This window comes from Aeromonas sp. AE23HZ002T15, assembly GCF_054165525.2.
Genome location: NZ_CM201342.1, coordinates 629,435 through 642,131 on the forward strand (window position 1 = coordinate 629,435; position 12,697 = coordinate 642,131).

Consider the following 12,697-nt stretch of genomic DNA (forward strand, 5'->3'; position numbering starts at 1 on the left):
ATGTTGTAGCTGGCTCTTATGTAACTAGGGTTTCCTAATTGAGGTTTTTGAAAAGAGAACAGTCCTTGTTCTCTACATATGTATTTAGTGTTTAGGTTCTCTAAACGTGCCGAAATAGCGGTTGTTTTTGAAAATTATTTTTAGTGATTAGATTTGAAGTGCTCTAAGTTAGACTTGTTGTGGTACAGAACAGTACTGATGTTTGCTGCCCACTCTCCACATACACAAGAACAAGTTTGCTCTTGACCTATACGCGAGAACTCAATCACCTCAATAGTTTTCTTCGACATGGCAATAAGAATGAAGTTATTTTTATCCAAAACATATGTTAAAGAAAACTTATTGAGATGCTTGTAACTTGGATCACTAGTTATCATTCCAATAAATGCTTTGTTTTGTTCTTGAGTTGCGTACTTGTACTTACTCATAAGATGCAAGTTCATAAGCCTTCCCATCTTCTTTGGCTTATAGGTATCCTCTGATGGTGTACAGTGTGAGCACTCAACAACACCACTACTTAGTTGCTTTCCGCTGGCAATGAATGTGTTATTACAATCACTACAATGAACATCGTAATTACAATCATTTTGGGGAGCAGGTGTTTTAGACTGTTGTTCTTTTTTCATAGTATGTTTTCCTTATAGTTTTGTTTATAGATTTACAAGTTTAAGGACTCGCGAACTCGTCCTTAAACTCTCAAGCCGTTTCGTTCCTGCAAGCAGTTCACTTACTGCTTTTCGCAACTAGTTGCTCTTTTTAAATTTGTTAGTACTTATGTATATGCGACAGACACCATTGTGAATCACTCTATCTTTTGGATCATAATTTAAGTGATCTACAATTAACGACAAACAAAGTTTGTGTTTGAAGTAATCCGACTTGCTCGGATTGCTGAGAACTAGAGAGATAGAGCGAATGCGATATCTCGATATTCAATATGTGGATACAAGTAATGAATACTGTATAAGTGATTCACTACTTCCTAATAGTTAACTGGGCGATCCGCTTTGTGGAGTAGCTCCCGCACTTCGGCTACGCCTTGCTTGTTGGATGACTAACTCGCTTCGCTCATAAGTCATAGGGTCGCTCGGCTGTGGAAGCACTCGCTAAGGTACTACTCATGGAACTATCAAAGTACTAAAAGTACTAAAAGTACTAAAAGTACAATCAATACTGCACAAGGGTGATTTTCACATCTCTAAAAATGTCACAAAAACCCCTTTATAATATTATATACCCCTTTTTGTGACACTTTGGATCTTTACCAAGGATATCCATAATGGTGTCTGTCGCATTGGGTATTTCAAGAAAAGGCACTACTACGTGCCCTTGTTTTTCTTCTTCTCAAACCTCTTCATTAGCTCACCTCTCTCTATTGCAGTTGCACTAATATCATTCATCCACTTCAAAAACTCAGGTAGCGATGGATTAGTTTTTAAACATCTACTTACTTGTTTTCTCCTATTTGCATCTAATGCATTCGCTTTAGGTGGTCTTCCGTTCTTCTTCACAACAACATCATCATCAATCCCAATATCAATGTACTCTGGATTTGCAACAAGACTCTTTGCTTGTCGTTCATCAAAGACATAGATAACTTGTTCATCAGTACTATCATACTTACGAACACACCCACGCATTATGAACTGGTGAAGCATTTCATATTCTCGTGCTTGTAGTACTTGTTCCCGAGTAATTCCAAAAAGGTATTCAAGACTCTTTATCTCTGAGTCATCAGGATGCATACATGCAAGCCATACACATGCACTGTAATCTTGGTATTCATTTAGCCCTCTACTATTTGGGCTGATGTAATCACCAACTAGTGTGTACTGATCACCATCCTTCTTGTTGTTTGTCCAATAGAACTTCTTTCCATTCAGTTCTTTGTTTAGATAGTCATACACTGCCTTTAGTTTATCTTGGTTCTTGTTCTTCCATGAGGTTGTTAACTTTGATTTACTGAAGCACTTAACAGTGATTCTATCTTGGAATTGTACTTTCCTTTCTCTTAGTTCTAGTTCTACTTCCTCAAAGATATCCTTGTTGGCAAGATAGATTAGAGTATTCTCAAAATCATTTGCCATGAACGTGATATCTAGACCTAGATACTTAGTTAGATCCTTATAGGCAAGGATACGTAATTGATCAACCTTCTCATCATCGAACCATGAGCGATTCATAAAGAACTTATCATTTTGTTCTGTTACTTTGAATTTCTTCCTCACTTCAATAAGTATATCACCATCTTGTTCTTTTGATGTTGCAGTTACATACTCATCTGAACCATTGAAACTAGTGATATCATCAAAGACTTCATATCTTGCTGATTGCTTGAGGTATGGACTCATATCATTGATTTTATCAAATTCAAGAGATGTTGTTACATCATCCACATACACACTAAAGTTCTTTAGTACTGATGGGTTAATTCTCCAAAATATCTTGTCGGTGATGAACAAAACATTACTTGTTGGTGCTTTGATGTATTCAGTAACTCTATCCATCACGTTATCATCAGGTAATCCAGTACTGTATATTGCAGTTGCTGAGATACCATATACTGTTTGCAATGTCTTCACTGAACTGTTAATGAGTATCTTTGTACCTTGAACAATTATGAAGTTATGTTGTTTAATCTTTAGAACTTCATTGATTATCTTGAATACTGCTGAGGTCTTGCCACTTCCACAACTTCCACTGTTATATCCTAATTTCATCATTATAGTTTCCTTACTACTGTAACTCAGGTGTGCTTCCTGCACCCTTTCTCATTACCTCTTGTTTATGTTTACTTACGTGTACATGAAAACCATAAATACATTGTTGGTTTTGATTTATGGTACTTTGTACACAACATTGGGTAGCTTAGGCTGCCCTTTTTTGTGCCTGTTGTTTAGTGATTACAGGCCAATCATTGCTTTGTTGATGAGTTGCTGTACTGCATCAGATACTGTCTTTGCCTTACCATCTAGTACTTGCTTCTCAAGGTATGCCTGTTGTGCAGGTGTGAGACGAACATCGGCCCGCCTGATTTTCTTAGTTGTCATATTGCTTCCTTATGCCCGACAACCCTCCTATTTTTCAGAATGAAAATTACCCCTGCATTGCACAGGGGCTATAAAACTAAACTAGTTTTGGTGAGAGTGAAGAAGGAAAACAGGCAATGTCACGAACCTGAAAATTCACTCTCTATCTTTTTGGAGGATATTTCTATTATAGATGGTGGAGTTTTATTTTTACTCATTCCCATCACTTTTATTTATCAAAATGAATTAGCAAAACTGCTCAAATGAGGGCGTTTTTTCATGAAAAATTTTAATGGGCATGATTACATTAACTAATGAATGTCTGTCCAGGTAGAACGAGTGCAACCCCTGTCCTGCTGCCCTTCTCTTTGTGTGTAGTCATAATGCCACCCGAAATACTCCGAATCAAACGATGAATTACTTTATTTTTACATATTTGCTCTAATGATTACTTTAAAAAACAATAAGGTTTTTGGCAGTATCTATAGAGGTAGATACAGGGCAAAAAGAACAAGGTTTGAGAGGTATCTTACAAACTCGTAGATACAACATAGAAAAGTACATATGTTTGTAGAAATATCTTGATCATTCTTTTAGTAGTAGTTACTGTGGGTTCCGTAAGACAATCTTCCACATCTGTACTGACAAGGATATGAATCATGAACCCACCTGCAAACCACAAAAACCTTGATCAAAAGATTGAAGAGATCAGCAAACTTGATCAAGACATATGCCTTGAACTTCTGAATGACGTCTTTTTTAACAGCAATAAACCCAAGGCTCTCCAACATCAGTTCCTGATAGAAGAAGAAAAAAACGGCAAGACCACCACCAAAAAGACCCCAGAAGATAACCTTCTGAACCGTTATAAAGAGCTTTCCGCAATTGCTGCTGCGGTGATCAAGCGTCTGGATGAACTGGACAAGCAAGCAAAGATCGACTCTATCAAGGACATTCTGGGCGACCTGCCCCAAGAAGAGATCCTTAAGGCACTGGGTATTGATGTCCCTGTACTTAAAGCTCGCGGGTCTAAGTCCAGTGCGACTAAGGAAGCAGCAGCTAAGGTCAAAATCTGGTACATGAACGAACATAGCCAGCCAGACACAGTAGAGATCGGCTTGAAGGGCCCTGCCCCTGCTGACAATGCATCACTGAAAGCATTCTTGTCATATGCCAAGGATACTAAATCTAAGACTCGGAAAGATCTGCTTGTTACCACAATGAGCATTGAAGAGTTCCGCGAGACTTTCCAAGGCTATAAGTACACCGCCGCCTAATCAGTACAAATAACAAACAACACACTGAGTCAAAACGTAAAAAAAGAAGGGGCCTTGATGGCCCCTTTCTTGTACTTAACATTTGTTATCTCTCACTGCTGCACTAACGAGTGATATCCTTCCTCACCGTCACGCTCCCTGTAATCGGCGTAAATTTAATCTCTGGGTTGGTCTTGTCTGTGAACTGTAAATCCCATCGTCCAGTTACCGGAGCTGCACTATCCGTTGGTGGAACAGTACTAGCACTCTTAGATGCCGCGATGGTAATGCGTACAAGACCATTGGCTGCATCTGCAATCACTGGCTGTAGGTCTAACCATACTTCGGGCTGATCAGCGTCATAACGCACCTGAGCGGCTACTGTGATAGTACTTAGATCACTTGGGGTTTCTGCACCTGTTTGGTTATCGGTATCACTGAATCGGAGTTCAATGATAGATGAGTCTCCCCTATAGATATCGATGTTATATTCCGCTTGTTTTACTGCCATTTTCAATTTCCTTTATTGCTATTATTTATTTATAGTCTCAGCGGAAATTAAAATATCAACCCTGATGTATTTCAATAGAAAAATGTTTATTTGAAAGCTTTGCTTGATAAAAATGAATTTTTCTACCAATTTCATTAGATGCCTGTTTTACTGCACTTTTCAGTAAATTTAAGTTTTCTTGGTCTATCTTAGCCCCAGCTATTACACAGTGTAGACGCCTTGAGCGATCATAATCATGTATGCCAGGGCCACGTACTAGATCTAAAACTCGTACTTCTTCTTCATATTTCCAATCCTTGCTTTTAGTTAAAAGAGCCCCAACAATGTCATATCCATCCTCATCAACAAAATAATTAAATTCTTTCCTTTTATTCGAATAATCAACAGGAAGAACAGGCAATTCCGATGGCGAGTTAGTATCTATCAACTCCTTCATTTCATATCTAAACCCAACAACAAAACCTTTATGATATTCTGCATAATGAGACCACATCAAGATGTTGTTATACGTCTTACTTAATGATAGGACCCCTACAATTTCCATTACTTCCTCCTGCATTTTCCCAGAGCTTATATGGTTTCTAATAACTGTGGCCATTCTATTTTCCAGGGCTAATCTCTTTGCAGGTGGAAGTTTTAAGTCAGGCATATTTCTTTTATACAAAGGGCTATTTTTAACATCATCAATAACTGTAGATACTGGCTGGCAATCAAAAGGATCATTGAAGTCTTTAGGACAAGTAAACTTAATAGTGCCCTCTTTTATCACATTGAGGCTTAATTTATCAAATCCGAAAGGAAGATATTTGTACCTGAAAAACTCTTTATCGTTATCAACATCCATCATATCAGCACCGTGAATTAGCATGTGTCCTGTATGGATACTACCTCATTGTGCTGATAAGAAAAAGAGTATTCCATCAAGTACCGCTTTCACGTTTTGCTAGATTAGTGAACTGCAATAGACTGTCTCGGTGTTGAGCTAACATGTTTGTGAATTTATCATCTGAGATAGTTGTATCACCCTGAACAACTAGATCTGAGTTAATGGTGATGCCTGTACCTGAGTTGTTCTTATCTGCAAGATATCTAGTTAGATCTCTGTTTGCCTCCGGCTGAATAATTCTCTCACCGGCACTTATCAGATAGCTGCCAGTACTAGAGACTTCATCACTACCTGAGTGGAACTGACCTAGAGTTACAGCCCCAGCAGATACAATTGCCCCACCATATTGAGCCAGTATTGCAGCTTTCTTTGCCATACCTGCCCATCCAGGCTCTGTTTCCTTACCCCATGCTTCCCACATGTTTAGGCCAAGGGATGCAATAGTACTTGCCTTTTCCATTGCAAATAGTACTTTCTGTTTCTTGGATCCCTCTGCTGCTAATTGGGCTGAATTCTTAAACAGTTCTGAGATAGTACCTAACTGTGCCATAGCCAAATCACGGCGAGCGATAGCTACATTCTCATCTGACTGGATGACTTGTTTATCGAACTCTTGTTTATCAATAATCTGATTCTCATATTGATAACGTAGAAACTCCCTCTCTGCCTCTGCCTGAATGAGTGCGGCCTCTTCCTTGGAATTCATGTGTTCATTCTGTCTCTCAATTTCCTGAGACTTGAACTCACGATCTATTGCAGCCAACTTGTTATTCTTATCTTGCTCAGATAGTACTGAATTGGATCCACGTTCTTGGTCTAGCCTAAATGATTCCTCAACTTGAGCACGTTGGGCTAGTAGTTCTTGGTTTGCAATGTCTTCCTGAGTAGTACTGAATTCCTTGAGAGCATTAATATCTGCCATTCTGGATGCATGTGCTTCCTTGGCAACCTTTGCTTTCTCGGCTTGGGTCTTCTTATCAATCTCAAGTAGTTTGTCTTGGTATGACTGCTCAGCAATTAGAGTTGCTTGGTTGTACTCATCTCTGGTTAGAGCACCTTGTTTGAGATATTCATCTAACTGAGATAATTGTTGAGTATAGGCGTACTTTGCAATTTCCTGTTCAGTACTGGCTAAGCTTCTTAGAGCCTGCTGTCTTAACTTGGCTGCATCAGATACCGCCTTGGCTTGTTTCTCTGCATCGCCACCAACACCCGCAGTACCTCGTTGGTTCTGGGCTTTTGTTGTTTCCTCAGTAATACGTTGGAATTCCTTGGCCTTGGCAATTTGTTGATCTAGTAATGCAAGAGCTGGTGCAGCACGATCAGCAACAGTTGTTCCCTTCTGAGGTTTACTATAACTATCTGCAAGAATGTCTTTCTTAATCTGTTCTGCTGCATCTAGAAAATCCTTGGAGTTGTTCTTTCCAACTTGGAAATCACCACTTCGATATGATTCACTAATATTACTTCGTCTTGCGTTATCAGCACGTTCACCAAGAAATTCAGATGCAGCTTTTGTTACCTTACCAAGTAGAGCAATCAGTTCTGAGAAGGACTCAGTTAGTGCAGCATTGAAGTTCTGTTGTAGTACATCAATGTTATTTTGTGTTCGCTTAATATCATCAATTGTGCCTTGGGATAGTTCTGCTCGTTGGGTTGCATACCCCGTTAACATCCTCTCAATGTCTTGCTCATTCATCTGTAGTAATGGACCTAACTTTGATGCCTCAGATGCAATGCCCTCAAGGACGAAAGTTTGTTGTTGAGCATTCGCCCCAACGGCATCTAGATCTGCCTGTACCTTACGTAGTACTTCCATGGCACCTAAACCACGGAAATCTTCCTTACTACGTTTTAGTTTGCCCTCAATTGTATCTAGGTAGTCTTGGAACCCTCCCCCATTGGTACTAAGAAACTCACCTGTCTTCTCGTTAACGTCCTTCATGATGTCAGCAAGTTGATCAACCTCAATGCCCATGTTCTTTGCAGCAATGGCTTGCTTGTTCATCTCAGTTGCAGACAAACCAGATAGCTTAGTTAACCTCTCCATCTGTGCCTGTGTCTGCATCACTGCATTGCCTGCTGTGAGGGCCGCTGTGGTCATTCCACCAAGAGCCAGTGTTACCCCACCTAAAGCCATCCCAACAGGCCCCAGACGCCCTAGAAGCCCTTGAATGGCCCCTGATGGGGATTGGAATGCACTGTTGATGTTGTTACCAAATGCCTGTGCCTGCTTGCCCATGTCATTAAACTTACTGTTGGATTGTTTCTTAGCATTCTCTAGATCCTGTAAGTATTTCTGTGTATTGGCTGACAGTACTATATTCACACCTGCCATGTATTATTCCTCTTCATTACTGGGCTCATCACTTCCCTTGTTATTCTTATTATTGTGTTGATGATATATTTTGATTAGTTCTTGAATAAAGTACTCATCCCTCACAGGCATTTGTGCTTGTATCTGTACTTCCTCAAGAATACAACCCAAGATATCTTGTCTTGCATAGTCAGTAAGTATCCCGCCTATTTGTTGTCTTAGAAGTACTAAACGTTCATCATCTAGATATGCAGGTAGACCCCCCCTGAGGAATGGCATCATCTGTTCTGCTGTCTTGTACTGGTGCTTCTTGGTGATGTTCTGATTACGTAGTATCTCAATCATGAAGCCCATCATCTGATGTTCTGTGTTCTTGGTGAAGGGCTTGAGGTGATTGTATGCCTTGTACTGATCGATGATATCTTGCGGCCAGTTCTTCACTTCATGGATGGGCACATGCAAGGCAACAGAGAGATCAAAGAGAAACAATTCATCCCAATCAGATATTAGTTGTCTTGCTTTTTTTTTACATTCTCAGCTCGTTTGGCTGGTTTGGATAGATCTGCAATTGCATCACTGAGTAGTGTGATTAACTCAAAACCCATTTGATCACCAAGCTCACCTAGATCAAAATCCTCAGCAAAGATCATTGTTCCATCTTCATTACATAGACAGTACTTAATAATTGCCAATTGAATGATGTTTTCTGCATATGATTGTTTTAGTTGGAATGCCAAGTTATAACTAATACTCTTGGCATGAAACACATGTTCCTCATCCAGATATTGAACTTTGATTTCATGTGGTTTGAGACTGTACTTACTTAAAAAATCCATTTTTTATTTTCCCTTTTGGTTTTGTAATAACTATATTTATTTAGAAATAGAAAAGAAAAAGGCCAGATATGTATCTGGCCCTTGGGGATTATTAGTTATTGTTGGATGTGCTTAAACACCATCTGCCTCAGAGATACCGCCACTAACAGCGATAGTCCAAACAGCAGTACGGTTTGCATCGAACTCAGTGGTTACACTCTTAGATGCAACGATACCAGAGAAGGTAAGAACGTTTGAGCCCTCAGCAGTTGCAGTACCACCCTTGAGAGTTAGTTTAACCTCAACAGTTTCATTACTCTCAGCAAGTACAGCTAGTGCCTTATAGGAAGCCTCAGAAGGTACATATGAGCAAGTAACCTCAAATGCATCAACAGATTTGGAGCCAACTAGTTTCTTGGCATAACCTTCATTGTACATAAGTACATCGATGATATTTGCAGTACTACCACCACCAGTGATGGAGATAATGCTAGTTACCTCAACGGCATCAACCATTAGTGTTAGGTAGTTACCAACGTTAATTTTAGAAATTCCAGCCATGGATAATTTTCCTTTTATTATTATAGTTTATTGTTATTATTTATTGATAAGTCACTACATGCATTATCTCAATGGTGTATAGTCTCTCGTACTTCACATCATCGAGTTTTGTGTCATCACTATCAGTTATCTTGATATCGAGAATAAACCCACCAGTGTATTTATTAAGTACATTCCTGAATGCACTATCCTCACATAGTTCTAAGTATCCCTTTGTTACTCGGGCAACATGAAATAGTGTTACCTTGATTTCCCTTCCCTTATCATAGAAGGTTGTATTACTTCTCTCAGCTAGTCTCTGAAATGCCAATGCCTCAGTACTGGTATCTGTATCTGGTACTTCCCATGCATAGACATTAGTACTGTATGATTGCAGTACTGAATTTAGTTCTGATTCGATTGATGCCATTTACTTTCCTCTCTTGTTCCTCTTATCCTGTTTCTTTATTTCATTATCTATTTCTTGGGTGAGGTACTTAGAGAAGTCAGCAGCCATTTTATCATATTCCTCAAAACGTAATCTCTTGACTATGTATCTTCCTTGGGTAGTTCCTATATATCGGTGTGTCTCGGCAGTTACCTTTCCATAGACCTTGAATGTCTTCCCCTTCCCTATCTTGGCGAGTGATTCACGACGCCCATTCTCAAGTATCATCATCATTCCATAGGCACTATCACCACCATAATCAGGATCACCCTTTGACATTCGGAATGTGACCTCTGTGTATAGCTCTGATGATTTCTTATCTGAGACATTACCTGATTTAGGAATTGATAGTTTCTTGGTGGTGTTTACAGTTGTCTTGATGATCACATCTTCTGGCTTGATGATGGATGGCAGTACTTTCTGAAGTTCTTGCTTTACTGGTTCCATTGTCTGCTTGGCTGCATTACGTAGTGCTCTGGCCCTGAACTTTGGATCTTGGAGTGAATCTAGAAGTGCCTCAAGGTCATCTAGACCCTGAATGTACTTATTATCTCTTGCCATAGTTACACCTTCTGAATGTAGAAGGTGATGTACTTCTGAGTTTGGTTCCACATCTCATAGTTCATGATCTTGTACTCAGTACCTTGGAAGGTCATTGAGAAACCATCACGACTTGTGATGAGGGGCATGAGTGACTTACTGTATCGAGTTCTCACAATGAGCTTGTTAGACCATCCAGCATCAAACTTTGAACCTGATTCCTGTACTCGCTCAAACTGCACCTCTGCCTTGATAGACAGAAACAGTTCTTGTGTATTCACAATCTCACCCACTTCATTTTTAGTACTGATGTTCTTGAATATCTTTACTGTGTTCTTCATGTTTCCTGTATTGACCATTACACACCACCTCCATTGATATTGGGCAAGCGGTACTGCTTAAAGATAGCCTGATGGTTGAGGGGTATCTCTGTTGCACTGATACCAAGTACTATGGACTCTCTGTTCTGGAACATCGTAGCTACGTACATACATAGTCCAAGTACTATCGATTGAGGAACATCATTGTTCCCACTGGCATTGAAATCACACTGAATCTCAAACTGTACTGGGAAGGTTGGAGCACCTTGGATTTGTACCTTCTTAGAAACTCTATCAAGTTTGTATTGTACTGGATTGTTACTGGCATCAACTGCACTGTTAATTAAGTACCCACCATACGGGATTCTAAAGTTTGGGGTATCAGTACTGAGGATGATTTTTGATTTTAGTAGTGGACGGTTCATGAACCTCTCAGCACTTGCTATTGCAGCTTCTTTATAGAGTCCCAACAGTTCTGATTCATCATCAATTAGTATTAGATGTTCTCTTAGAAGTTCGTTTGATATAAGAACATCGATTAACGAGTCATCTCTAAATTCAATTATGTATTCGATCATATGCAATTCCTATTATTGTTATTATCTGTATTTATTAGAGACAAAAAAAGAGCACCACCCCGAAAGGTAGTGCTCTAAAAAGTGTGTTCAAGTTTCTTTATTATAATTCTTATTGAACTTTGCTATTGATTGAACTTCTTTTTATTTTAGTTATTTAGTACTTCGCTTTCTCGCAGTAGTTTTTAACTGTACTGGCTCTACAGCGGTACTACCTCAAGCAGCTTTCTTGATAGAAGTTGGCATAGCTAGACCGATAACAGCCTTGTTGGACTTAACAACACCCCCCGCACGGAATTGGCTTGGGAAAGATGTATGACCATCAATTTGCCATTCGTTCACTTTTAGGGTTAGAGAATTGGCTAGGGTTAGTAGTGCAAACGCCTCTTTATAGTCACCAAATAGTACTGGTGCATCTTCTGGGAGTAGTAAATCTAGAACTACAGGATAACCATGAAGAGCCATTACGTTAGCGTCTTGGGCTGAACGTTGCATTAGTGGCTGGCCGTTTTCATCGCGTAGAGTAGCGATAGCTAGATAGTTCTTACGGTTCATAACCCAAGAAGCACCAGCCTTGAATTTAGTTGGTAGGTCTAGAACCATTTCATTTAGCTTATCCATTAGTGCGTAACGGTCATAATCAACCTCTGCACTTAGATCAACAACGCCAAAGAACTTAGTGCCACGGGCAACATCGGTTGTTTTGGTCTTATCGAAGAAGTGTAAGAAACCTTCCATTTCCTCACCAGTACCATTACCAGCAATTACTTGTTGAGCAAAGAGAGTACCAAAGTCATCAGAGATTTGTTTCTGAACCCATGGAACTACAGGGAAGAATGCATCATTGATTTGGTTGTCAGATAGAACAGGTTTAGCAGTACCAACACAGAAAGAACCTTTGTTCCAAGCAATATCACCATTACCAACAGTGTAAGCTGTACCTAGCTGGGCACCAGTGCTTCCGGTACTAACTGGAAGTTGGAATTCAGTATTACCCACTGGCATTGCATCAAATAGACTAACTAGGGTTGAGGTTTCTACAATGCGTTCAACAATCTGTTTGGAGAATTCAGGGATGATAGCACCAGCTACTTTACCATCTGAGGATTTGATACCTTGAATTTTACCTTCAACAATAAGAGGAACATTTTTCTTACCTGCAACGGCTTCACGGATAATCTTAGTGATAGATTTAGCTTCGGCTTGAACTTCATCTTCATCTTCTACAGAAGCTTCTTTTAGAGCTTTTAGTTCTGCGTCTTGTGCTTGTACTTTGGATTCTAGTTCTGCGATTACTTCGGCAGCACGTTCAACGATAGCGGCAGATTCAGAAACGGAAGTTTGCATTTCCTCAACAGCATCAACAACGGTACTTAGTACTTCATCCTGAACAACTTCATCAGCTTTAACAGCGTTTTTCTTAGCGGCTAACATAGCCTTTAGAGATTTAGACATAATCA

Annotated in this window: 15 protein-coding genes; 1 reads left to right on the forward strand and 14 read right to left on the reverse strand. The window is 39.6% G+C overall.

Annotation, left to right across the window (positions count from 1 at the left end; all coding sequences use genetic code 11):
* Positions 1 to 140 precede the first annotated feature (140 nt).
* The 3 genes from ACT5M9_RS02755 to ACT5M9_RS02765 all read right to left on the reverse strand — a co-directional run bounded on the left by ACT5M9_RS02755 (position 141) and on the right by ACT5M9_RS02765 (position 3,050).
* A complete protein-coding gene (locus ACT5M9_RS02755; RefSeq protein WP_457978147.1) occupies positions 141 to 626 on the reverse strand; it encodes a hypothetical protein in 486 nt (161 codons plus the stop codon).
* Between the two features lie 693 nt (positions 627 to 1,319).
* Positions 1,320 to 2,723, reverse strand: a complete 1,404-nt coding sequence (locus ACT5M9_RS02760) for a DEAD/DEAH box helicase family protein (RefSeq protein ID WP_457978145.1) — start codon at positions 2,721 to 2,723, stop codon at positions 1,320 to 1,322.
* 180 nt (positions 2,724 to 2,903) lie between these two features.
* Positions 2,904 to 3,050, reverse strand: coding sequence for a hypothetical protein (locus tag ACT5M9_RS02765; RefSeq protein ID WP_457978144.1), 147 nt, complete (start codon positions 3,048 to 3,050; stop codon positions 2,904 to 2,906).
* A 638-nt stretch (positions 3,051 to 3,688) separates the two neighbouring features.
* Here ACT5M9_RS02765 and ACT5M9_RS02770 point away from each other — a divergent pair.
* A complete protein-coding gene (locus ACT5M9_RS02770) occupies positions 3,689 to 4,306 on the forward strand; it encodes a hypothetical protein (RefSeq protein ID WP_457978142.1) in 618 nt (205 codons plus the stop codon).
* Between the two features lie 103 nt (positions 4,307 to 4,409).
* On the opposite strand, the gene ACT5M9_RS02775 is transcribed toward ACT5M9_RS02770, so the two are convergent.
* From ACT5M9_RS02775 to ACT5M9_RS02825, 11 genes are all read right to left on the reverse strand, one after another.
* Positions 4,410 to 4,796, reverse strand: a complete 387-nt coding sequence (locus ACT5M9_RS02775) for a hypothetical protein (protein ID WP_457978140.1) — start codon at positions 4,794 to 4,796, stop codon at positions 4,410 to 4,412.
* A 55-nt stretch (positions 4,797 to 4,851) separates the two neighbouring features.
* On the reverse strand, positions 4,852 to 5,643 hold the full coding sequence (locus ACT5M9_RS02780; RefSeq protein WP_457978138.1) for a DUF2971 domain-containing protein: 792 nt from the start codon (positions 5,641 to 5,643) through the stop codon (positions 4,852 to 4,854).
* Positions 5,644 to 5,716: 73 nt separating this feature from the next.
* Positions 5,717 to 8,020 (reverse strand): coiled-coil domain-containing protein, encoded by a 2,304-nt coding sequence (locus ACT5M9_RS02785; protein ID WP_457978136.1) that lies wholly within the window; start codon positions 8,018 to 8,020, stop codon positions 5,717 to 5,719.
* A 3-nt stretch (positions 8,021 to 8,023) separates the two neighbouring features.
* Positions 8,024 to 8,488 (reverse strand): hypothetical protein, encoded by a 465-nt coding sequence (locus ACT5M9_RS02790; protein ID WP_457978134.1) that lies wholly within the window; start codon positions 8,486 to 8,488, stop codon positions 8,024 to 8,026.
* A gap of 17 nt (positions 8,489 to 8,505) precedes the next feature.
* Positions 8,506 to 8,835, reverse strand: coding sequence for a hypothetical protein (locus tag ACT5M9_RS02795; RefSeq protein WP_457978132.1), 330 nt, complete (start codon positions 8,833 to 8,835; stop codon positions 8,506 to 8,508).
* A gap of 111 nt (positions 8,836 to 8,946) precedes the next feature.
* Complete coding sequence (locus tag ACT5M9_RS02800; protein WP_457978130.1) at positions 8,947 to 9,375, reverse strand: hypothetical protein; 429 nt, start codon at positions 9,373 to 9,375, stop codon at positions 8,947 to 8,949.
* Positions 9,376 to 9,415: 40 nt separating this feature from the next.
* Complete coding sequence (locus ACT5M9_RS02805; protein WP_457978128.1) at positions 9,416 to 9,784, reverse strand: hypothetical protein; 369 nt, start codon at positions 9,782 to 9,784, stop codon at positions 9,416 to 9,418.
* Positions 9,785 to 10,363, reverse strand: a complete 579-nt coding sequence (locus ACT5M9_RS02810) for a hypothetical protein (RefSeq protein WP_457978126.1) — start codon at positions 10,361 to 10,363, stop codon at positions 9,785 to 9,787.
* 2 nt (positions 10,364 to 10,365) lie between these two features.
* Positions 10,366 to 10,683: a phage head completion protein gene (locus tag ACT5M9_RS02815; RefSeq protein ID WP_457978124.1), complete on the reverse strand. Its 318-nt coding sequence runs from the start codon at positions 10,681 to 10,683 to the stop codon at positions 10,366 to 10,368.
* A gap of 17 nt (positions 10,684 to 10,700) precedes the next feature.
* Positions 10,701 to 11,240, reverse strand: a complete 540-nt coding sequence (locus tag ACT5M9_RS02820; protein WP_457978122.1) for a head-tail connector protein — start codon at positions 11,238 to 11,240, stop codon at positions 10,701 to 10,703.
* A 213-nt stretch (positions 11,241 to 11,453) separates the two neighbouring features.
* On the reverse strand, positions 11,454 to 12,692 hold the full coding sequence (locus tag ACT5M9_RS02825; RefSeq protein WP_349918201.1) for a phage major capsid protein: 1,239 nt from the start codon (positions 12,690 to 12,692) through the stop codon (positions 11,454 to 11,456).
* Positions 12,693 to 12,697 lie beyond the last annotated feature (5 nt).

Coding starts and splice junctions, on each gene's coding strand:
- ACT5M9_RS02755 (WP_457978147.1), bottom strand. CDS start 626: ATGAAAAAAGAACAACAGTCTAAAACACCTGCTCCCCAAAATGATTGT.
- ACT5M9_RS02760 (WP_457978145.1), bottom strand. CDS start 2,723: ATGATGAAATTAGGATATAACAGTGGAAGTTGTGGAAGTGGCAAGACC.
- ACT5M9_RS02765 (WP_457978144.1), bottom strand. CDS start 3,050: ATGACAACTAAGAAAATCAGGCGGGCCGATGTTCGTCTCACACCTGCA.
- ACT5M9_RS02770 (WP_457978142.1), top strand. CDS start 3,689: ATGAACCCACCTGCAAACCACAAAAACCTTGATCAAAAGATTGAAGAG.
- ACT5M9_RS02775 (WP_457978140.1), bottom strand. CDS start 4,796: ATGGCAGTAAAACAAGCGGAATATAACATCGATATCTATAGGGGAGAC.
- ACT5M9_RS02780 (WP_457978138.1), bottom strand. CDS start 5,643: ATGATGGATGTTGATAACGATAAAGAGTTTTTCAGGTACAAATATCTT.
- ACT5M9_RS02785 (WP_457978136.1), bottom strand. CDS start 8,020: ATGGCAGGTGTGAATATAGTACTGTCAGCCAATACACAGAAATACTTA.
- ACT5M9_RS02795 (WP_457978132.1), bottom strand. CDS start 8,835: ATGGATTTTTTAAGTAAGTACAGTCTCAAACCACATGAAATCAAAGTT.
- ACT5M9_RS02800 (WP_457978130.1), bottom strand. CDS start 9,375: ATGGCTGGAATTTCTAAAATTAACGTTGGTAACTACCTAACACTAATG.
- ACT5M9_RS02805 (WP_457978128.1), bottom strand. CDS start 9,784: ATGGCATCAATCGAATCAGAACTAAATTCAGTACTGCAATCATACAGT.
- ACT5M9_RS02810 (WP_457978126.1), bottom strand. CDS start 10,363: ATGGCAAGAGATAATAAGTACATTCAGGGTCTAGATGACCTTGAGGCA.
- ACT5M9_RS02815 (WP_457978124.1), bottom strand. CDS start 10,683: ATGAAGAACACAGTAAAGATATTCAAGAACATCAGTACTAAAAATGAA.
- ACT5M9_RS02820 (WP_457978122.1), bottom strand. CDS start 11,240: ATGATCGAATACATAATTGAATTTAGAGATGACTCGTTAATCGATGTT.
- ACT5M9_RS02825 (WP_349918201.1), bottom strand. CDS start 12,692: ATGTCTAAATCTCTAAAGGCTATGTTAGCCGCTAAGAAAAACGCTGTT.